The organism is Catellatospora chokoriensis, assembly GCF_011297315.1.
Taxonomy (GTDB): domain Bacteria; phylum Actinomycetota; class Actinomycetes; order Mycobacteriales; family Micromonosporaceae; genus Catellatospora; species Catellatospora citrea.
Genome location: NZ_JAAOTI010000031.1, coordinates 73453 through 93263, shown reverse-complemented (window position 1 = coordinate 93263; position 19811 = coordinate 73453). Strand labels below are relative to the sequence as shown.

At 72.9% G+C, this 19811-nt stretch carries 15 protein-coding genes; 7 read left to right on the top strand and 8 right to left on the bottom strand.

What is annotated here, in order from left to right:
- Positions 1-27 precede the first annotated feature (27 nt).
- Entirely contained in the window at positions 28-1305 is a 1278-nt protein-coding gene (locus HAV39_RS34640) for a thymidine phosphorylase (RefSeq protein ID WP_191843381.1), read from the top strand.
- Positions 1306-1309: 4 nt separating this feature from the next.
- Positions 1310-1987: a DUF4272 domain-containing protein gene (locus HAV39_RS34635; RefSeq protein WP_191843380.1), complete on the top strand. Its 678-nt coding sequence runs from the start codon at positions 1310-1312 to the stop codon at positions 1985-1987.
- Between the two features lie 130 nt (positions 1988-2117).
- On the opposite strand, the gene HAV39_RS34630 is transcribed toward HAV39_RS34635, so the two are convergent.
- Positions 2118-2990: a putative RNA methyltransferase gene (locus HAV39_RS34630; RefSeq protein ID WP_191843403.1), complete on the bottom strand. Its 873-nt coding sequence runs from the start codon at positions 2988-2990 to the stop codon at positions 2118-2120.
- 34 nt (positions 2991-3024) lie between these two features.
- On the opposite strand from HAV39_RS34630, the gene HAV39_RS34625 reads away from it, so the two are divergent.
- Positions 3025-4092, top strand: a complete 1068-nt coding sequence (locus tag HAV39_RS34625; protein ID WP_239121087.1) for an adenosine deaminase — start codon at positions 3025-3027, stop codon at positions 4090-4092.
- On the opposite strand, the gene HAV39_RS34620 is transcribed toward HAV39_RS34625, so the two are convergent.
- A complete protein-coding gene (locus HAV39_RS34620) occupies positions 4064-4534 on the bottom strand; it encodes an ATP-binding protein (RefSeq protein WP_191843379.1) in 471 nt (156 codons plus the stop codon). The two genes, HAV39_RS34625 and HAV39_RS34620, sit on opposite strands and share 29 nt — an antisense overlap.
- A 374-nt stretch (positions 4535-4908) precedes the next feature.
- Between HAV39_RS34620 and HAV39_RS34615 the strand changes: the two genes are divergently transcribed.
- The 4 genes from HAV39_RS34615 to HAV39_RS34600 are packed head-to-tail and all read left to right on the top strand — an operon-like array spanning position 4909 to position 9649.
- Positions 4909-8214: a sensor histidine kinase gene (locus tag HAV39_RS34615; RefSeq protein WP_191843378.1), complete on the top strand. Its 3306-nt coding sequence runs from the start codon at positions 4909-4911 to the stop codon at positions 8212-8214.
- Positions 8211-8615 (top strand): roadblock/LC7 domain-containing protein, encoded by a 405-nt coding sequence (locus tag HAV39_RS34610; protein WP_120318037.1) that lies wholly within the window; start codon positions 8211-8213, stop codon positions 8613-8615. The genes HAV39_RS34615 and HAV39_RS34610 overlap by 4 nt, the downstream gene beginning before the upstream one ends.
- Before the next feature lie 58 nt (positions 8616-8673).
- Complete coding sequence (locus HAV39_RS34605) at positions 8674-9051, top strand: DUF742 domain-containing protein (protein WP_120318038.1); 378 nt, start codon at positions 8674-8676, stop codon at positions 9049-9051.
- A gap of 1 nt (position 9052) precedes the next feature.
- The gene (locus HAV39_RS34600; RefSeq protein WP_120318039.1) at positions 9053-9649 is read left to right on the top strand and encodes a GTP-binding protein; all 597 of its coding nucleotides are present in this window, start codon (positions 9053-9055) and stop codon (positions 9647-9649) included.
- A 136-nt stretch (positions 9650-9785) separates the two neighbouring features.
- Here HAV39_RS34600 and HAV39_RS34595 read toward each other — a convergent pair whose 3' ends face one another.
- The 6 genes from HAV39_RS34595 to HAV39_RS43560 all read right to left on the bottom strand — a co-directional run bounded on the left by HAV39_RS34595 (position 9786) and on the right by HAV39_RS43560 (position 19791).
- Positions 9786-10988: an ABC transporter substrate-binding protein gene (locus HAV39_RS34595; protein WP_191843377.1), complete on the bottom strand. Its 1203-nt coding sequence runs from the start codon at positions 10986-10988 to the stop codon at positions 9786-9788.
- Positions 10989-11212: 224 nt separating this feature from the next.
- A complete protein-coding gene (locus HAV39_RS34590) occupies positions 11213-13945 on the bottom strand; it encodes a transposase (RefSeq protein WP_191843376.1) in 2733 nt (910 codons plus the stop codon).
- A gap of 59 nt (positions 13946-14004) precedes the next feature.
- Positions 14005-14829, bottom strand: coding sequence for a DNA primase (locus tag HAV39_RS34585; RefSeq protein WP_191843375.1), 825 nt, complete (start codon positions 14827-14829; stop codon positions 14005-14007).
- Positions 14830-14900: 71 nt separating this feature from the next.
- Complete coding sequence (cydC, locus tag HAV39_RS34580; protein ID WP_239120405.1) at positions 14901-16562, bottom strand: thiol reductant ABC exporter subunit CydC; 1662 nt, start codon at positions 16560-16562, stop codon at positions 14901-14903.
- A gap of 112 nt (positions 16563-16674) precedes the next feature.
- The gene (gene cydD, locus HAV39_RS34575; RefSeq protein WP_373311671.1) at positions 16675-18324 is read right to left on the bottom strand and encodes a thiol reductant ABC exporter subunit CydD; all 1650 of its coding nucleotides are present in this window, start codon (positions 18322-18324) and stop codon (positions 16675-16677) included.
- 27 nt (positions 18325-18351) lie between these two features.
- Positions 18352-19791: a SigE family RNA polymerase sigma factor gene (locus HAV39_RS43560; RefSeq protein ID WP_191843373.1), complete on the bottom strand. Its 1440-nt coding sequence runs from the start codon at positions 19789-19791 to the stop codon at positions 18352-18354.
- Positions 19792-19811 lie beyond the last annotated feature (20 nt).

The following is a 19811-nucleotide window of genomic DNA, read 5'->3' as shown; positions in this document are numbered from 1 at the left end:
CGCCGACGAGCGCAGCGAGGAGAAGGCATGAGTTTCGCGGCTGTCGACGTCATCCGGGTGAAGCGGGACGGCGGTGTGCTCAGCGACGAGCAGATCGACTGGGTCGTCGACGCGTACACCCGGGGCCATGTCGCCGACGAGCAGATGTCGTCGCTGGCGATGGCGATCCTGCTGCGCGGCATGACCGACGCGGAGATCGCCCGGTGGACCGCCGCGATGATCGCCTCCGGGGAGCGGCTGGACCTGTCCAAGGTGGCCCGCCCGACGGTGGACAAGCACTCGACCGGCGGCGTCGGCGACAAGATCACTCTGCCGCTGACCCCGCTCGTGGCGGCCTGCGGCGCGGCGGTGCCGCAGCTTTCCGGCCGCGGGCTCGGGCACACCGGCGGCACCCTGGACAAGCTGGAGTCGATTCCCGGCTGGCGGGCCGCGCTCAGCAACGAGGAGTTCATCTCGCAGCTACGCGACGTCGGCGCGGTGATCTGCCAGGCGGGCGAGGGCCTCGCGCCGGCCGACCGCAAGCTGTACGCGCTGCGTGACGTCACCGGGACCGTCGAGGCCATCCCGCTGATCGCCAGTTCGATCATGAGCAAGAAGATCGCCGAGGGTACCGGCGCGCTGGTGCTGGACGTGAAGGTCGGCACGGGCGCGTTCATGAAGTCGGTCGACGACGCCCGGGAGCTGGCCCGCCAGATGGTGGAGCTGGGCCGGGCGCACGGCGTCGACACCGTCGCGCTGCTCACCGACATGAACACCCCGCTCGGCCTGGCCGTCGGCAACGCGGTCGAGGTGCAGGAGTCGCTGGACGTGCTGGCCGGCGGCGGCCCCGCCGACGTGGTCGAGCTGACCCTGGCGCTGGCCCGCGAGATGCTGTCCGCGGCCGGGCTGTCCGACGTCGACCCCGCCGACGCGCTGCACGACGGGCGCGCGATGGACTCCTGGCGGGCGATGATCCGTGCCCAGGGCGGCGACCCGGACGCGCCGCTGCCCGTGGCCAACGAGGTCGAGCAGATCCGGGCGGAGCGCTCAGGGATCGTGGCGTCGGTCGACGCGCTCGGCATCGGCCTGGCCGCCTGGCGGCTCGGGGCCGGCCGGGCCCGCAAGGAGGACCCGGTCAGCGCCGCCGCCGGCGTGGTGCTGCACAGGCGCCCCGGCGACCGGGTCGCCGCCGGCGACGTGCTGTACGAGCTGCGTACCGACGACCCGTCCCGGCTGCCGGTGGCCCGGGTCGACGCCGCGTCGGCCGTCGTCGTCGGGGACGGGCCCGCGCCCGTACACCCGCTGATCATCGATCGGATCGGATGATCTCGTGGCACTGCCCGCACCGGACCCCCTCGCCGTGCGTGCCGCCAGCTTCCAGGAGCTGACCCGGCTGGGCGTCCCGCTGCCACCGGATACCTACCCGCTGGTATGGGAACCGGGGGACACCGTCGAGCTGCGTCCCACGGGCGAGCTGGAAGCCCGCGCGGCCATCCTGCACGTGGCGATGGAGCGCGTCTTCGGCATGCCGCCGGCGGAGGCGGAGAAGTGGCTCGACGCCAACGCCCTCATCCCCGACGTGACCGAGCCCGAGTGGGCCTGGATCGTCGACGAGCTGGGCGACCGGCAGTCGTTCGTGCTGCACCTCGACGCGCTCGCGGGCATCTGCTGGGTGCTCGGCGTCATCAAGACCCTCGACCCGCTGCGGACGCCGCCGCGGCTCATGGAGTCGCTGCCCGACCTGCAGGGGAGCGAGACGTTCACCGCCTGGCAGGCCCGCATCCTGGCCGCGCCGCGCGATCCCACGGTCGTCGCGGCCGCGCTCGACCTGCACTACTGCCTCGACTGGTCGTTCCAGGAGCTGGAGCGCCAGGGGCTGCCGGTGCCCGGCGAGCTGAACGCCAACGCGATCGGCCAGCGCCGCTGGGCGCTGGAGTGGTCGTCGGTGTTCCTGGGCGAGTTCCACGACCCGCCGGGCGGCTGGGAAGAGGTCGACCTGTCGGTCTGACAGCCGAGGTCGCGGCGGGACGGTCGGCGCCGGGCGGAGATCGCTGTTTCGTGTCGGTGGATGCGGTGGGACCGCAGGTTTTGTCACGAGGCAGCGATCACGCCGCGATGACGTCGCGGCGGCCACGCGGTCAGCGGGGGCGGTAGGTTCCGATGCGGACGGATGCGGTGCAGGTCACGGCGGCGGTGGCGCGGGCCTGCTCGTGGAAGGCGTTGGGGCCCATCGCGATCAGGTCGGCGGCCTCGGCCGCGGTGAGGTCGAGCCGCCATTCCAGGAGCTGCTCGCCCGCGGGCGCGAAGTCGCGCAGCTCCTGGGCGAGGCGTTCGGCTTTGGATGGATGAACCGCGAGCAGGCCGAGCTGGTCGCGCAACTCCGCGAGGTGGCGTTCGGTCGGGGTGACCACCACCAGCAGGCCACCGGGCTTCAGCACCCGGCGCATCTGCGCGCCGTTGCGCGGCGCGAAGACGTTGAGCAGCAGGTCGACGCTGCCGTCGGCGAGCGGCAGGGTGCCCCAGGTGTCGGCGAGCACCGCCCCGGCCCGCGGGTGCGCCTTTGCCGCCCGTCGCAGCGCCGCCTTGCTCACGTCGAACGCCAGCCCCTGCGCCGCCGGCCAGGCATCCAACACCGCCGCCAGGTAGTACCCCGTCCCCGCCCCCAGATCCACCACCAGCGGCCGTCCGGCGGCTCGGTCCCGCCGCGCCCCCGCCTCGCGTTGGTGATCACGGTCGTGGGGTGGCGACACGCCGTCCACCACGTCCACAAGTTCATGATCGACCAGGTGGGTGAGGGCGGTGGCTAGGGGGAGGTAGTGGGCGGCGGAGAGGAAGGCGGTGCGGGCGGCGACCATCGCGGGGGTGTCGCCTTCCGGGAGTTTGCGGCCGGTGGCGAGGTGGACGTAGCCGTGCTTGTTGAGGTCGAAGCTGTGCTGGTGGGGGCAGCGCAGGGTGGTGGGGGTGAGGGACAGCGGGGCGGCGCACACGGGGCAGCGCAGCGCGTCAGTCATCTCGGCGGTGAGCACACCGAATATCTTGGTGCATGTGACTCCGACCTATGACGAGATCGTGAAGGCTCCCAAGGCGCTGCTGCACGACCACCTCGACGGCGGCCTGCGCCCGGCCACCATCGTCGAGCTGGCCGCCGAGATCGGGCACGAGCTGCCCGCCACCGATCCGGGGGAGCTGGGTGAGTGGTTCGTCTCCGCGGCCGACAGCGGCTCGCTGGAGCGCTACCTGGAGACGTTCTCGCACACGGTGGCGGTCATGCAGACCGCGCCCGCGCTGCGCCGGGTGGCCCGCGAGTGCGCGCTGGACCTGGCCGCCGACGGCGTGGTGTACGCCGAGGTGCGGTACGCGCCCGAGCAGCACCTCACGGCCGGGCTGACGCTGCCGGAGGTGGTCGAGGCGGTGCTGGCCGGGTTCGCCGAGGGCAGCGCGCAGGCGGCCGCGGCGGGCACCCCGATCCGGATCGGCACGCTGCTCACCGCGATGCGGCACGCCGCCCGCTCGATGGAGATCGCCGAGCTGTCCACGGCGTACCGCGACGCCGGCGTGGTCGGCTTCGACATCGCCGGGGCGGAGGCGGGCTACCCGCCCACCCGGCACCTGGACGCGTTCGAGTACCTCCAGCGGGAGAACTTCCACTTCACCATCCACGCGGGCGAGGCGTTCGGGCTGCCCTCGATCTGGCAGGCGCTGCAGTGGTGCGGGGCCGACCGGCTGGGCCACGGCGTGCGCATCGTCGACGACATCGAGCCCGGCACCGGCAAGCTGGGCCGGCTGGCCGGCTACGTGCGGGACAAGCGGGTGCCGCTGGAGCTGTGCCCGTCCTCGAACGTGCAGACCGGCGCGGCCTCCTCGATCGCGGAGCACCCGATCGGGCTACTGCGCGACCTGCGCTTCCGGGTGACGGTCAACACCGACAACCGGCTGATGAGCGGCACCTCGATGTCGCGGGAGATGGCGCTGCTGGTGGAGGCGTTCGGCTGGGGCTGGGCGGAGCTGCAGTGGTTCACCATCAACGCGATGAAGAGCGCGTTCATCCCGTTCGACGAGCGGCTCTCGATCATCAACGAGGTGATCAAACCGGCTTACGCGAAGCTGCTGTGAGCAGCAGCCGCGCGCGGCGCTGCAGTGCCGCGGCGGTGGTGGGCCGGCAGCCCAGCTCGCACTGCCGGCCCAGGACCGAGGCGTCCTCTCGCCACAGGCGCAGGCCGCGGCGCACCAGCACCATGGGCGGCTTGCGGTGCTCGGCCAGGTCGCGCACCAGCCGCCGGGCGAACGTGACGGTGCGCGGGCGGTGCAGCGCGAGGGCGTCCGCCAGCACGCCGGCCTGCGTGCACGCCTGCACGAGCTCGGCCGCGAAGATGCCCTCGGCGATGAACAGCGGTGCGCCGTCGAGCTGGAACGGCCGGGCGCCGATCCGGGCACTGAGGCTGATGTCGTATACCGGGATCTCGGTGCGCCCCGTCTCGGCCAGTTGTGTGACGGCCGTCATAGCGACCTGGGCGTCCCACGAAAGTGGGGACTCCCAGTCAGCCATCTCGTTCACTCGGGGGAGTGTCGGGTCGGTCCCTTCCTTGTAAAAATCGTCGAGGCACAGGACGGGGAGACCAGTCTGTCGTGCTACGTACGATTTGCCCGATCCAGACGGACCGGCAAGAAGGATAACTCGGGCGCTTTGGACACTCACCGTGCGTGACTCCAAGGAAACTACGGGCTGAACTGTGCGGTTGGCCTGCAAGAGCATCCCATCCGGTGTCGGATTCCGGGCAGCCTGGGCTTTCCTCTTTTCACCGGGCGTGATGGAATCTCGGGGGTCCGTCCCTAGCTCGCCGGGACGGGCTGTGTACGGTGCCCGGCGCGACCCCCGCGCCCATCCGCACTCGCGGATCTCGATGGTGGTACCGACAGGAGGGCGGTGACGTGAGCAAGCGGCCAGGAACGCAGAACAACGCGGTCCTTTCGCGTCTCCGACGGCCAGTGAGCCGGCTCCGGGACATGCCGATCTGGTCCAAGCTGGGCCTGATCATGATCGTTCCGACTCTGGCCACGATCGTCGTGGGCACCAACGGTCTGTTGGACAACCTCGACACAGCGACCGGCGCCGACCGCACGCGGATTCTCTCCGTGCTGGTGAAGGAGTCCGGAGCACTCGTCGACGACCTCCAGAACGAGCGTGCCGCAGCGGTCATGCTGCTGGGCACGACCAACACCCCGCCGGCGTCCTACGAGAACGCCGGCAAGCTGGTCGAGGAAGCCAAGAAGCCGTACGCGCAGCAGCGCGGCGCGCTGGTTGACGTCGACGACAGCCTGCGGGACCTGCTCGTACAGATCGATTCGGGCCTTTCCAGCCTGCCCTCCGTGCGGGAGCAGGTGAAGGAACGCAAGATCAAGCAGTCTGACGCGGCGATGCGCTACCAGGTGATCATCGATTACCTGCTGCAGATCCGTGACAGTGCCGCCCAGATCGCCGGTGGCGGCGACCTCGGTGACGGCCTGCGCGCGGCCAGCGCGATCGCCACGTACAAGGAATTCCTCTCCCAGGAACGGGTCATCGTGCACCGGGCGTACATGCTCGGTGGCTTGAACACGGGTCTGCGTAAGGACTTCATCGCCACGCTGACCGGCCAGGAGCAGGCGCGCGACGCCTTCGAATCGGTGGCCAGCGACGCGGACATGGACCTGTTCAACAGCCAGGTGACCGGCCCGACGCTGCGCAAGTCGTCGAAGTTCCAGGCCGACATCGAGGCGCTGCTGGGCGAGTCGCTCAGCTCGCTGAACTTCTCCGCGGCCGAGTGGGACCAGAGCATGCGCGACCACGGCGGTGTGCTCCGCAAGGTCGAGGTGCAGCTGGACTCCGACGTCGAGGTCACCGCGAGCGACCTGCGTGACGAGGTCACGCAGCAGGTTCTCGTGCAGACCGGCCTGCTGCTGGGCATGCTGCTGCTGGCGATCCTCTTCGCCTGGCTCGTGGCCCGCTCGATGGCGCGCTCGCTGCGCGAACTGCGTCACGGCGCGCTCAGCATCGCCCAGTACGGCCTGCCGCAGGCGGTCGCCCGACTGCGCGACCCGGCGCTGTCCTCACAGCTGTCGCCGGTGCAGGTGGCCAACCAGATCGCCGAGCCGCTGCCGGTGCGCAGCAAGGACGAGTTCGGGCAGGTGACCGAGGCGTTCAACGCGGTCCACCTGGAGGCGGTCCGCACCGCGGCCGAGCAGGCCGCACTGCGGTCGTCCGTCGCGACGATGTTCGTCAACCTCGCCCGCCGCTCGCAGATCCTGGTCGACCGGCTCATCGGTCACCTGGACCGCCTCGAGCGTGGTGAGGAGGACCCGGACCGGCTGGCCGAGCTCTTCCAGCTGGACCACCTGGCCACCCGAATGCGCCGGAACGACGAGAACCTCCTGGTGCTCGCCGGCGCCGACTCCACCCGTGTGCAGCGCGAGCCCGCGGCCCTGCTGGACGTGCTCCGTGCCGCCCAGTCCGAGGTCGAGCACTACACCCGGATCGAGTTCGGGGTCATCGACCGTGACATCGAGGTCGCCGCGCACGCGGTCAACGACCTGGTGCACCTCATCGCCGAGCTCTTCGACAACGCGACCGCGTTCTCCCCGCCGGACTCGACCGTCATGGTCGAGGCACGCCGGGTGGGCGACCGCGCCGTGCTGTACGTCGAGGACCACGGCATCGGCATCTCGCCGGACATGCTCAACGAGATCAACGAGAAGCTGGCCAGTCCGCCGCAGGTGGACGTGGCGGTCTCCCGGATGATGGGCCTGGTCGTGGTCGCGCGGCTCGCCGCGCGGCACGGGGTCAAGACGGAGCTGCGGCTCTCGGCCGACCGGGGCATCATCGCCGACGTCACGCTGCCGACCGCGGTGCTGGTGCCACGGGCACTGGCCGGTGGCCGTGCCGGTGCGACACCGCGCGAGCTGCCCGGGTTCGCCCCGGCGCCGAACATGCGCCAGCAGGCCCCGGCGGCCCCGCCGCAGCGCTCGTCCTCCTTCGCGCCGCTGGCGCTGGAGTCGGGCTCTGGTGCGGGTGCGGCAGCCGGTGCCGGCCGTGGCGTCAACGGCGGCAGCGGTGGGCGCATCTTCGACGCGCCGCCCGCGCCGCCCGCTCCGGAACTGCCCGTCAGCACGCCGCCCTCACGGGCCGGCATGCCGGCGTGGTCGGACCTGACCGGCGTCAACGGCTCCGACGCGTCCCGCCGCCCCAACGGCGAGGCGTTGCCGCAGCGGCGGGTGCCGGTGGAGACCGAACGGCCTGAGGCGTTCAACCAGCCGCAGATCCCGCGTCAGTCGTCGTCGCCCGTGGAGGAGCGCGCCAACCCGTCCTGGAACCAGCAGAGCTGGGCCGGTTCGGGGGCATCCGCTTCGCCGCAGGCGCCGAGCAGCCCGTACGCGAGCCCCGGCATGCCGATCTCGGCCGTCCCGGTCTCCGCGGTGCCGGTCTCGGCCGCGCCTGTCTCGGCGTCCCCGATCGACGTCCCCGCGTCCGCCGTGCCGCCGACCTGGCCGCCGGTGAGCCGCGAGGACAACCCGTCGGTGACGCCGGACATGACGGCAGAGATGCCGCGGATCCCGGACGAGTACCCGGTGGTCGACACGCGCATCCCGTTCGCTGACGAGACCATGGAGCTGCCGATCTTCCGGGAGCTCGAGTCGGCCTGGTTCAGCACGCGGCGCACGGCGGTCGATACGCCAGCTCAGGACGAGAAAACTGCCCCTCCCGCGAACGTCCCCCAAGACACTACGATCACCGCACAGTTCCCCGCCGTTGAGCGAAACGGGTACGGGAGCAACGGTGCACCGAAGGTCAGCAGCACAGCGGCGGGAGCTTCCGACCTGCCGAGCAGGGACGTGAGCATGGGGAGTACGCAGTCTGGCCGTGAGGCCGCCGGATACGAGGTGCCGGCGCCCTATCGGCCGAGCTGGCAGACGGCTGCCGACGACGGATGGGCGGCCGCCTCGGCGATCGCCAACAGCACGCCACCCTCGGAATCGACGGCCGCCGGGCTGCCCAAGCGCACCCCGATGGCACAGCTGGTCCCCGGCGGTGTGGAGAAGGGCGCTACCACCGTGCAGCGCCGCACGCCGGAGGGCGTCCGCGGACTGCTCTCCGCCTACCACCGCGGGGTGCAGCGAGGCCGCACTCAGCACAAGGACGATGATGTGATTCCGGGCTCCACCGAGACCGGAAGCCAGTCTGGCAAGGAGCAGGAGGCATGACCACTACGCAGGATCTTGGTTGGCTGTTGGCCAACTTCGCCGACCGGGTGCCGGGCGTCGCCCATGCGGTCGCGGTGTCCGCGGACGGCCTTCTGCTCGCCGCCTCCCGGGATCTTCCCCGGGACCGCGCCGACCAGCTGGCCGCCATCTCGTCCGGTCTGGTGAGCCTTACGCAAGGTGCCGCCCGCTGTTTCGAGGGTGGCGCGGTGTTGCAGACTGTCGTGGAGATGGACAACGGGTTCCTTTTCCTGATGTCCATCTCCGATGGCTCGTCGTTCGCGGTGCTCGCTTCGCGGAGCTGCGACGTCGGCCAGGTCGGGTACGAGATGGCGCTTCTCGTGGACCGGGTGGGCGATGCGCTCACCCCGGCCCCGCGTAGCGCCGCAGGCGTGCTGGGCTGAGGCACAACCGTCCCGGAGGGTCCGGGGACGGCACTGGGGAAGGGGGTGAACGGCGACGATGCCCGACAGAGAAGAACCGACCGGCGCATTGGTACGGCCGTACGCCGTGACCCGTGGCCGCACCCGGCCGCGATTGGAGATCGCGATCGAGGCGCTGGTGGAGACGACCGTACGCGGTCGCTCTGCCGGCACCTCGGGTCGCGGCGGCCACGGGCGGGAACATCAACACATCGCGTCCCTCTGCGACGGCAAGGTGCAGTCGCTTGCGGAGATCGCGGCACGGATGCGGCTGCCGCTCGGTGTCGCCCGTGTCCTCATCGCGGACATGGCGGCAGACGGCCTGGTCGCGGTATACGAGCCGACGTCGTTTGAGAGTAACGACGCGGTAGGCACTGAACTGCTGGAGAGGGTACTCAGTGGACTTCGGAGGCTCTGACATGTCACACCGCCCGGGGCAACAGCCCGGCGGACGTGTGACATCGGCGAAGATTGTCATCGCCGGCGGCTTCGGCGTCGGTAAGACGACGCTGGTTGGGTCCGTTTCGGAGATCACGCCGCTGACCACTGAAGCGATTATGACTTCGGCCGGCGTCGGCGTGGACGACACGCGCTCGGTCCCCAACAAGACCACCACTACGGTGGCCATGGACTTCGGCCGTATCTCCATCGATCGCGACCTGATCCTGTACCTGTTCGGCACGCCTGGCCAGACGCGTTTCTGGTTCATGTGGGACGAGCTGGTGCGGGGCGCGATCGGCGCGGTGGTCATGGTGGACACACGCAGGTTGGCAGACTGCTTTGCGGCGATCGACTTCTTCGAACACCGCAAGCTGCCCTACCTGATCGCGATCAACCAGTTTGACGGACAGCAGTACCACAACGCCCAGGATGTTCGCGACGCGCTCGCGATCTCCTCGGACGTGCCGGTGGTCAGCTGCGACGCGCGTAACCGCGAGTCGACCAAGCAGGTGCTGATCTCCCTGGTGGAGTACGTGCTCTCGATGCGGCGTACTCGCACCGGAGCCCCCGCCTGACATAGCAAGCACCCACAGGCCCGCCGTCCCCAGGACAGCGGGCCTGAAGTGCTGTCCCCCACCTGGCCCCGCAGCACGCAAAAAGTCGCGCCCTCGACCACTGGCCGAGGGCGCGACGCTTCAAGCTGGTGCGGTGTCAGCTGAGACGGACCCAGGCGCCCTGGCGGACGAGGAACGGGGCCAGGGCGTCGGCTTCCAGGCCGCCGTGGGAGATGGGCTGGAAGGCGTACGCCCCGCTGACGCCCTCGATCGGGCCGCCCTCGAGGCGGCCCCGCAGGCGCTGCGGGTCGGTGCTGACGGCCCGCCGTGCGGCGGTGGCCATCAGGGTCAGCGCGTCCGCGCCGTACGGCGCGAAACCGGTGAACGAGCCGTACTGCTGGATGTAGCGGTAGATGAAGGTGCGCTGGGCGCGTCCGGAGGGCGTGGTGGCCACCGTGGGGGCCCCGGCGAGCACGCCGGGGTGCACGACGTAGGCACCCTCCATCGCGCGGGCGTTGGGGCCGTTGAGGGTCTCGTCCGCGCCGGCGCCCGCGTCGAGGAACACCTTGCCGGTGTAGCCGGCGGTGCGCAGCGCGGCGACGGCCGCGGCGCTCACCGGGGCCTGCGCCCAGATGATGACCGCCTCCGGCTCGGCGTCGACGACCCGCCCGGCGGCGCTGCCGTATGCCCGGCCGGACCGGGGCAGGCGCACCGTGTCGATGATCTCGCGACCGCTGGCGAGCATGGCCCGGGGAAGGGCGCGCACTCCCGAGTCGCCGTGCCCGTCCGAGGTCGCCAGCACCGCGACCTTGGCCAGCCCGAGCTTGCGGATCTCGCGACCCATGACCGCCGCGACGTCCGAGGCGTTCGGGCCGAGCTGGTAGACGAACCGGCGGTTGGGCAGCGGCACCGTCATGTCGTCGCCGCTGTTGAGGCAGAGGAACGGGACCTTGCCCTTCTCGGCCTCTGTGATGATCGCGCGGGCCGTCTCGACGGTCGCGCCGCCGATGATCGCGCTGACCTTGTCCTGCTCGATGAGGTCCTTGGCCTGCTGCATCGCGGTCGCCGCGTTGCCGCCGTTGTCCTTGAACACCAGCCGGATGTAGAGGCGGCCCTCGCCGTACGGGATGCCGACCGAGTTGATCTCGTCAGCGCCGACCCTGATTGCCTGCTCCTGCAGCTTGCCGAGGGTCGAACCGGTGCCGGTGAGCTCCAGGTTGACGCCGAGCACGAGCTCCCCGGTGGCGCCCGCGGCGGTCGCGTCGGGCTCGGAACAGGCAGCCAGCAGCGCGGCGGCGGCCAGTCCGAGTCCGCCGGTGAGGGCGCTGCGTCGGGTCAGTCCACCTGTGGCGCTGTTCATGAACGTGCCTTTCCGCGGTGCAAGGGGTGCATGGCAGTGGCGTGAGCCACTGCCATGCACGTATCGTGCTGGCCCGCGAGCGCGGGGGTCAAGCTGGGGAACTATGGCCTGGAACACACTGTGACCTGGCCGCCCGCTACCGCGGCCTTGATCAGTGCCATCCTGCGCAACGCCCGCGGACGGCACCGCGCGGTCGCTACCGCGCGGCGACGTGGAGCCGCGGCTCAGCGGTAGTTGGCCGCCCGGTAGTTGTAGTCGTCCCGGTCGTCGCGTGCGTCCTGCTCCCGGCTGAAGTCCCAGCCGTTGGCCGACTCGCGGCCCGGACGGCCGCCGACGGCGAAGCCGCCCTGGCCGGGGCTGCCACCGAGTTCCTGGTTGCCGCGCCGCCAGCCACGGAAGTAATTGCTGGTGTGTGCGGCGATGCCGGCGGCGTCGCGCACTATGCGCAGCGGGCGCTCCTCGCGCTCCGGCGTGGAGCCGGGCACCAGGTTGGCCGCCGGAACGCGACGGGGCAGGCCCGCGGTGGTGTCATTGCCGACCTGCGGGCGGGCCGCCTGCTCGGCGGCACGCCAGCCGCTGTCCATGTTCGAGTTCCAGGTGGTCTCGGTGTCGCTGCTCGGCCCGGCGAACCAGGCCGAGGAGACCGACGCGAAGATCAGCAGGTCGTCGTCCTCGCCGGAGGCCGGGCTGGACGCGCGCTCGGTGCGGCGCGGCTTGGGCCGTGCCCCGGTCAGCGCGCTGTCGTCGACCAGACGCAGCGGGGGCTCGTCGCGGCCGCCGCGGCCGTTGCGGCGGGCGGGCTCGTCGGCCATCCGCAGCGACGGCGAGTCGGGCAGCACCAGGTCGTCATCGAGCCAGGGCGGGGTGATCCGCCCGTCGGCGGGACGCGCGGGCTCCTCGGGCTCGGGGTTGAGCGGCCAGTTCGCGCGGGAACCGGCGGGGGCCGCCGGCGACTGCGGCGCCATGCCCAGCGGGTCGGCCGGCATCCGGGTGATGTCGGTCGGCACGTCGGTCGCGGACGGCGCGTTGAAGCGCGGGCGCTCCCCGGTGTCGCGGAGGCTGTCCTGCTGCTGGAAGCCGCTGCGGGCGCGCTCGGCCAGCTCGTTGGCCAGCCGCTCGGCGGCCGACGGCTGGTATCCGCGCGGGGCGCGGTCGTCGAGGCCGTTGGCCCGGTCCAGGGAGGGCTGCTGGTATCCGCCGCGCGGGGCGCGGTCGTTCGCCAGGTCCGCGGGCGGCTGCTGGTATCCGCGCGATGCGCGGTCGCTCAGGTCCGCGGTGGGCTGCTGGTATCCACGGGGCGCGCGCTCGTCCAGGTCCGCGGTGGGCTGCTGGTATCCACGGGGCGCGCGCTCGTCCAGGTCCGCGGTGGGCTGCTGGTATCCACGGGGCGCGCGCTCGTCCAGGTCCGCAGTGGGCTGCTGGTATCCACGGGAAGCGCGCTCGTCGAGGTCGGCAACCGGCTGCTGGTAGCCCCGAGGCGAGTGGTCGGCGAGCTCGTTCGACGGCTCGGGGGCCGACTGCTGATAGCCGCGGTGCTCGACGGTCTCGTCGGGCAGCTCTGCGGACGGGGCCTGGTTGAACCCGCGCGCGGCGCGCTCACTGCTGATGGCCGCGTTGGTCAGGGTGGGCACGAACGGCTTGCCCGCCTCGGCCGGCGCGCGCGAGGAGCGCTGTGCCGGGATCGGGGTCTGCCGCGGCGGGATCGGGGTGGGCGCCTGCCGGGTGGGCGCGGCCGGGGCCTCCTGGCGCGCCGCCACGGGCATCGCGACCATCGGGGTACCCGTGATCGGGGTCGGCTCGAAACCGGGCGGCACGGGCGGCGTGGCGGGCGCCCACGCGGGCCGGTCCACCGGCGGCGGCGCGAGCGGCGTGCTCGACACCGGCTCGGGTGCGGTCGGCGGGGCCTGCACCGGGCGCGGCTGCGCCGGTGCGGCGTTCACTGCGGTCGGCTGCACCCGGCGGCGCGCGCCGGTGGCGGCGGCCATCGCGGGCGGCGCGGAGGTGACGGCCACGCCGGTCCGCCGGGCGGGCTGGGCCGGGGCGGCGACCGGCGGCGGGGCCATCCGGTCGGCGAGCGTGTCGATGAGGGCGACGCTGGCGGCGTCGGACGAGCGCACCGCGGCGACGCTGTGCCGCACGGACTCGGCCACGGCGGCGGTCAGCTGCTTGCCGATGCCGTTGCGGCGGGGGGTCTCGGCGATGGCGACGCGCAGCGCGGTGACCGCCTCCAGGGCGGTGCCGCTGTCGCAGACGCCGTCGGCGACCAGGCGCGCGGCGACGGTCTCGGCGGTCGCGCCGTTGTCGCGGTTGCGGGAGCCGGACTGCCCGGCGAGCATGCCCGGCTCGGGCAGCGCCTCGAGCACGGCCAGGGCGACCGGGGCGGCGGGGTCGGGGTAGGCGCGCAGCGCGGCCGGATACAGCTCGCGCAGCACCTCGCGCAGGGCCACCGCGGCGGCGTGCCGGCCGACGGCCAGCGCCGCGTGCGCGGCCAGCACCGGCTTGAAGGCGACGAACTCTCGGGGCGCGGGACCGACCACCGCGGACAGGGCACCGGCCTGCAGTGCGCGGGCGAGCCCGACGGCACGGCGCTCGTCGGGGGAGGAGTTGGCCTCGTCGAGGGACTCGTCGTCGGCGAACCGGTCGGCGAAGTCGTCGGCGGACTCGTCATCGGTGTACGCGATCGCCCGGCCGGACGCGGCGAGCAGCGAGATGACCTGCTGGTCGTCGCTGTCCGCGGCCACCGTGACCATCGTCGAGCCGCCGAACCTCTCCGCCAGCAGCGACGTCACCAGCGCGTAGCCGGCGGGATCGTCGTTGATGACGCAGAACTCCAGCAGCCTGCCGGAGTCGTCGACAACGGCGACGGTCAGCCGGTTCACGGCCGCCGCAAGGTTGTCCCCCGCGTCGACCTCCGGAGCTGTCGACGCGATACCGCAGTACACCCGCACGAGCGCCACGGACTCGTCCTCCTCCCGGACCCCTCGTGTGCCAAAGACTGATGTTCCCTGGTTAGGGGTCAGTCGCGCCAGTCCACAGCGCCAGAGATCTTGCCAATAATCGAGCGCCAGCCGATGGATGCCTGCTCTGCCCCGATTTTCTTCAGCTTTCGCTTCGCGAAGAACGCACCGAGACCGCCCTCTTCCGAAGCGCGCAGCGCGTCGTCGAGGTCGTCGAGCGGGGAACCCGGGGAGAGCGCCACCAGAACCGGCTTGAGGCGCAGAGCGTAGCTCACGTCCCTGGCAAACTCCCCAGCGCGCAGCACCAGCTCGGCATCCCAGGCGTCCGGCCCGCCGCGCAGGTTCTCCACGACCAGGTCCAGTTCGTACGCGTCGTCCTCGCCCGCGACCACGTCGGTGGCCTTGACCGACTTGGCCAGCTTCGACCAGCCTTCGAGCTGCTTGAGATCGTGCGGGGCACCGGAACGCACGAAGTCCGCCAGGCCCTTGGCCGACAGGAACAGCAGCAGGCGGCCCTTGTGCGAGAGGAACATGGGCACTTCCTCGTCGGAGACGACGGCGGCGTCCTCGTCGTCCTCCTCGTCGGCGGCGTCCTCGGCCTCCACCGCGCGCTCGGCGACCTCGTCCTCGGCGGCACCCGCGGCGACCTCGTCGAGGGCCTCCTTGGTCCACTGGAACTCGGGCAGCTCCTCGTCGTCGGCGACGCCGAGGGGGCGGCCGGTGCGACCGGCGAAGATCGCGTCGTCGTCCTCGCGGTCGGCGATGTCGGTCGGGGTCAGCTCGCTCGCGGGACGGTACGCCCGCAGCGTCAGTCCGACCTTGCCGCCGGGCAGGGCGACCTCGACCGGCGAGACCTGGTACTCGTCCCAGAGCGTGCTTGCCACTGCTGACCTCCGCCGTTCAGCTGCCGACCTCTACCGGGTCGGTGACTCTCCGCACACCCTAGTGGTTCGGGTCATCCCCCGTGCGCCCGCACCCAACCCTGCGTCCCGCGCTCCCGCACCCGGCCGCCGTCCAGCACCAGGACCTCGTCGAACGCGTCGAGACCGGTCAGCCGGTGGGTCACCAGCACCACCGAGCGGTCGCCGCGGTGCGCCAGCACGGCGGCGAGCACCGCGTCCGCCTGCCCGGGATCGAGGCCCTCGGTGGGCTCGTCGAGCAGCAGCACCTGCGGGTCGGCCAGCACCGCGCGGGCCAGCGCGAGCCGCTGCCGCTGCCCGCCGGACAGCTCCGCGCCGTCCTCGCCGACGCGCACGTCCAGCCCGTGCGTGTCCACCCAGTCCCCGAGCCCGGCGGTCCGGCAGGCGGCGACCAGCTCGCCGTCCGTCGCGCCGGGGCGGGCCAGCAGCAGGTTGTCGCGCACCGAGGCGTGGAACAGGTGCGCGTCGGCCAGCAGCCCGGTCACGACCCCGGGCCACCGCTCCCGGTCGAACGCCGTGATCGGCGTGCCGTCGGCGACCACGCTGCCGGTGTCCGGCGCGATCGCGCCGGTGAGCAGGGCGAGCAGGGTGCTCTTGCCGGCGCCCGACGGGCCGACCACCGCGACCCGGCGACCGGGCGGCAGGTCGAGGTCGATGTCGTGCAGCGCGGGCGGAGCGTCAGCCCGGTAGCGCACCCCCGCGCCGCGCAGCCGCAGGTGTACGGAACCGTCCGGGAGCGCCAGCCCGCCGGACGCGCCGGTCGCCGGCTCGCCCAGCAGCTCGGCGACGCGTCGCAGGCTGCCCTGGATCTCGGCGCCCTTGCGGGCGGCGGCCAGCAGCGACAGCGCCAGTTCCCCGGCGGCCAGGGTGGCCACCGCCAGCACCGCGAGCCACACCCCGGGCAGGCCGCGGGACATCGCGGTGATCATCACGGCCATCGCGGTCACCCCGCCGAACGCGGTCGCCGCGGCGTCCACCGCGAACGAGCGCCGGGCCAGCGCGCGCTCCACCCGGGCCAGCTCGTCGGCGTGCGCCGCACCGCGGGCCTCGTACTCGGGGCGGGCGCCGAAGGCGGCGAGGTCGGCCGCGCCGTGCACCAGGTCGACGGTGTCCACCGCGTACGCCGCGCGCAGCGGGGCCAGCCTGGCCGACCCGTGCCGGGCCAACCGGGCGGCCAGCAGCGGCAGCGCCACGCCGGTGACCAGCAGGCCGGCCAGCAGCACCAGGGCGGTGGCCGGGTCGGCGAGCAGGGCCGTGCCGACCGCGGCGACGGCGACCAAACCGGCCGCGGCCATCGGCAGCAGCACCCGGATCACCAGGTCCTGCACCGCGTCGACGTCGGAGACCATCCGGCTGAGCGCGTCCGCCCGGCGGGCCGGGGGCCGGTCGACCAGCGCCGCGAAGATGCGGGCGCGCACCTCGGTGACCATGCGCAGCACGGCGTCGTGGCTCGCCAGCCGCTCCACGTAACGCAGCACGCCGCGGCCGATGGCCAGCGCCCGCACCAGCACGATCGCGATCGACAGCGCGATCAGCGGCGGCTGCCCGGCGGCTGTCGCCAGCAGCCACGTCGCGGCGGCCATCAACCCCAGACCCGCCGCCTCGGTCCCGGCCGCCAGCAACCCGGCCCCGACGAACCGCCACCGCAACGGGTACGCAAACACCAGCACCCGCCGCATCGCCGCGTCGCCGCTCACCACGTCACCCCGTTTCCCGGCCTGCAGTTTCGGGGAAACTGCAGGCTACGACCCACCGATTCCGGCAGTTTCCCCGAAACTGCAGGCCGCGTGGCGGTGCGCGGCGAGGCGGTCATGCGGTCACCAGTTCGTGGAGGGTGCCTTGGTCGACGCGGACCACGCGGGTGGCGGCGGCGAGGAGGGCGGGGCGGTGGGCGACCAGGAGTGCGGTGCGGCCCTCGACCAGGGACAGCGTCGAGGAGACCACGGCCTGCTCGCTGGCGGCGTCGAGGCGGGCCGTCGGCTCGTCGAGCAGCAGCAGGGGAGCGTCGCGCAGGAAGGCGCGGGCCAGCGCGAGCCGCTGCCGCTCGCCGCTGGACAGGCCGTGCCCGCGCTCGCCGAGCACGGTGTCCAGGCCCTGCGGCAGCGCGTCGACCACCGGGCCGAGCGCGGCGGAGCGGGCCGCCTGGGCGATGCGTTCCCGGGGCGCGTCGGGCGTGCCCAGCGCGATGTTGGCGGCCAGCGTGTCGGCGAACAGGTGGGCCCGCTGCGGCACCCAGCCGAGCTGCCGCCGCCAGCCGTCGAGGTCGAGTTCGGCCAGGTCGGTGCCGTCCACCAGGATCCGGCCCGCGGTCGGCGTGGTGAAGCCGAGCAGCAGGTTCAGCAGCGTGCTCTTGCCGCCGCCGCTCGGGCCGACCAGGGCGATCCGCTCGCCGGGCCGGACGGTGAGGTCGACGTCGCGCAGCGCGGTGGTGCGCTCGTACGCGACGGTCACCCCGCGCAGCTCGATCGGGCCGCCGCGCGGCGCGGTGCGCGTACCCCCGGGTGTTTCCCCGTCGGCGGCCGCGAGCAGGGTGAACGCCTGGTCCAGCGCAGCCAGGCCCTCCATGCTCGCGTGGAACTTCGTGCCCGCGGCGCGCAGCGGGGCGTACGCCTCCGGGGTCAGCAGCAGCACGGTGAACGCGGCGGCCAGCGTCATGCCGCCGCCCAGCAGCCGCAGGCCCACCGGCACCGCCACCAGCGCGACCGAGATCGTGCCGACCAGCTCCAGCACCAGCGCGGACAGGAAGGCGATGCGCAGCGTGCGCATGGTCGCCTCGCGATGCCGGTCGGCCATCTCCCGCACCGCGGCGACCTGCGCCCGGGCCCGGCCGAACGCCTTCAGCGTGGGCAGGCCGGACAGCATGTCCAGGAAGTGCCCGCCGAGCAGGCGCAGCCGCCGCCACTGGCGCTCGGTCGCGATCCGGGTCTGCCAGCCGACCAGGATGCCGAAGATCGGGATGAGCGGCAGCGTGACCAGCACGATCACCGCCGAGGCGAGGTCGGCGAACGCCAGCATGGCCAGCACCCCGACCGGCACCGTCACGCCCAGCACGAGCTGTGGCAGGTATCCGGTGAAGTAGCCGTCCAGCGCGTCCAGGCCCCGCCCGGTGAGCGTGGCCAGCTCCCCCGCGCGCTGCCCGGCCAGCCAACCCGGCCCGCGGCGGCCGACCGCGCCGAGCAGGTCGGCCCGCAGGCTCGCCTTGACCGTGGCCGCCATGCGCGCCGCGACCACGCCCAGCCCGCTGGTGAGCGCCGCGCGGGCGGCCAGCGCGAGCAGGAACACGGTGATCGCGGCCGGGTCGAGCCGCAGCTCCACCGCGGCGGCCAGCGCTCGGGCGAGCGCGGCCGCCGCGGTGACGACGGCGACGGCGACGGCCGCACCCAGCAGCCCCAGCAGGACCACGTCACGCCGGGTGGACGGGACCTGCCGGAGCAGACGGGGATCGAACGGACGCGCCACGCTGTCCATCGTGCCCGATGACGTGGGTCACTGCCCCGCAGGCCCGGCCACCGTGATGCTCTCGGCGAACCGGATCAAGTCCGCCTCGCTCAGATCACCCCGGCTCTGCGAGATCAGCATGACCCGTCCCTCGGCCAGCAGGATCGCCAGCGTGGTCGGCCTGCCGTCGGGGCCGATGCTCACCGCCGCCGGCAGGCCACGCACCGTCAGCGAACTGGCCGGTGTCACCAGGCCGTTGTCACCCCCGATGCCCACGCAGATGCCTTCCGGGTCCTGGTACGTCAGCCGGGGCTCGCGGCTCAGGCAGACATGCCCCGAGTCGAGGCTGCTGACCTCGTACCCGTCGGGCATCAGCGTGTAGGACAGGCGCGGCGTGGCGGTCATCCGGCCGGGGCGCAGCTCGCGGGCGATCCGTTCGACCTGCGCCACGGTCAGGTCGCGGAAACTCTGCACCGTCACCCACCGGCCGTCGCGCTGCCAGGTCAGGCCGACCCGGACCTCGCCGTTCTCGCCGGTGCCCGTGCGCAGCGTCGCCGCCGCCCCGTTGACCTGCGTGCTCTTCGTCTCGGCCGCCTCCCAGTCCCAGTCGTACGGGGTGGGCCCGGCGTAGATCAGCAGCTGCTGCGCGCCGCCGGTGCTCTCCACGCCGGTCATGTCCAGCGCGGAGACGACCTGCAGCGGCCCGACCGACGGCGGCACGAAGCCCAGCTGGTACGGGAACTCCGGCAGCGGTTCCGTGGCCGTCCGCGGCACGAGCGCCGACGCGGCGGTGGCCGACGGGCTGACGCTCACAGCCGGGGTCGGCGTCGGGGTGATCACGGGCGGCGGCTGCTCGCCGCGCCATACCGGTGCCAGCACGAGCAACGCGGCGAGCACGGCGGCCGCGGTCGCGGCCAGGGCCGCCCGGCGACGCAGCCGCACCCCGGCCGCCCGGCGGCGCACCGCGTCCACGGGCACGCCCGGGAAGTTCCGCTCACCCGCGGGCACCGGCGCCGGCGCGCTGACCCGGTCGCGCAGCGCGGCCAGCCCGCGCGACGCGTGCACTCGCACCGTCGCGGGCGCGCAGTCCATCAGCTCGGCGATGCGCCCGTCGTCCAGGTCCTCGAAGAAGCGGAGCACGAGCACCGTGCGCTGGCGGCGGGGCAGTGTGCCCAGCAGCGCCCACAGCTCGTCGCGCACCGCATGGCGCTGCGCGAAGTCGTCGGCGTCCGCGGTGTCCGGGGTGGTCTCCAGCGGGCGCTCCCGGTGCGACAGCCGCCGCCACCAGGACGAGTGCGCCCACACCACGGCCTTGCGCAGGTACGCGTCCGGGTTCTCCGCCTCGATGCGGTCCCAGCGGTGGTATGCCTTGGCCAGCACCTCCTGCACCAGGTCCTCGGCCAGGTGCCGGTCGCGGCAGAGCAGGTAGGCGAAGCCGACCAGCGGCCCGGAACGGGCGCGGACGTAATCCTCGAACTCCGGGTGCACGGGCGGTCTCCTCAGCCGTG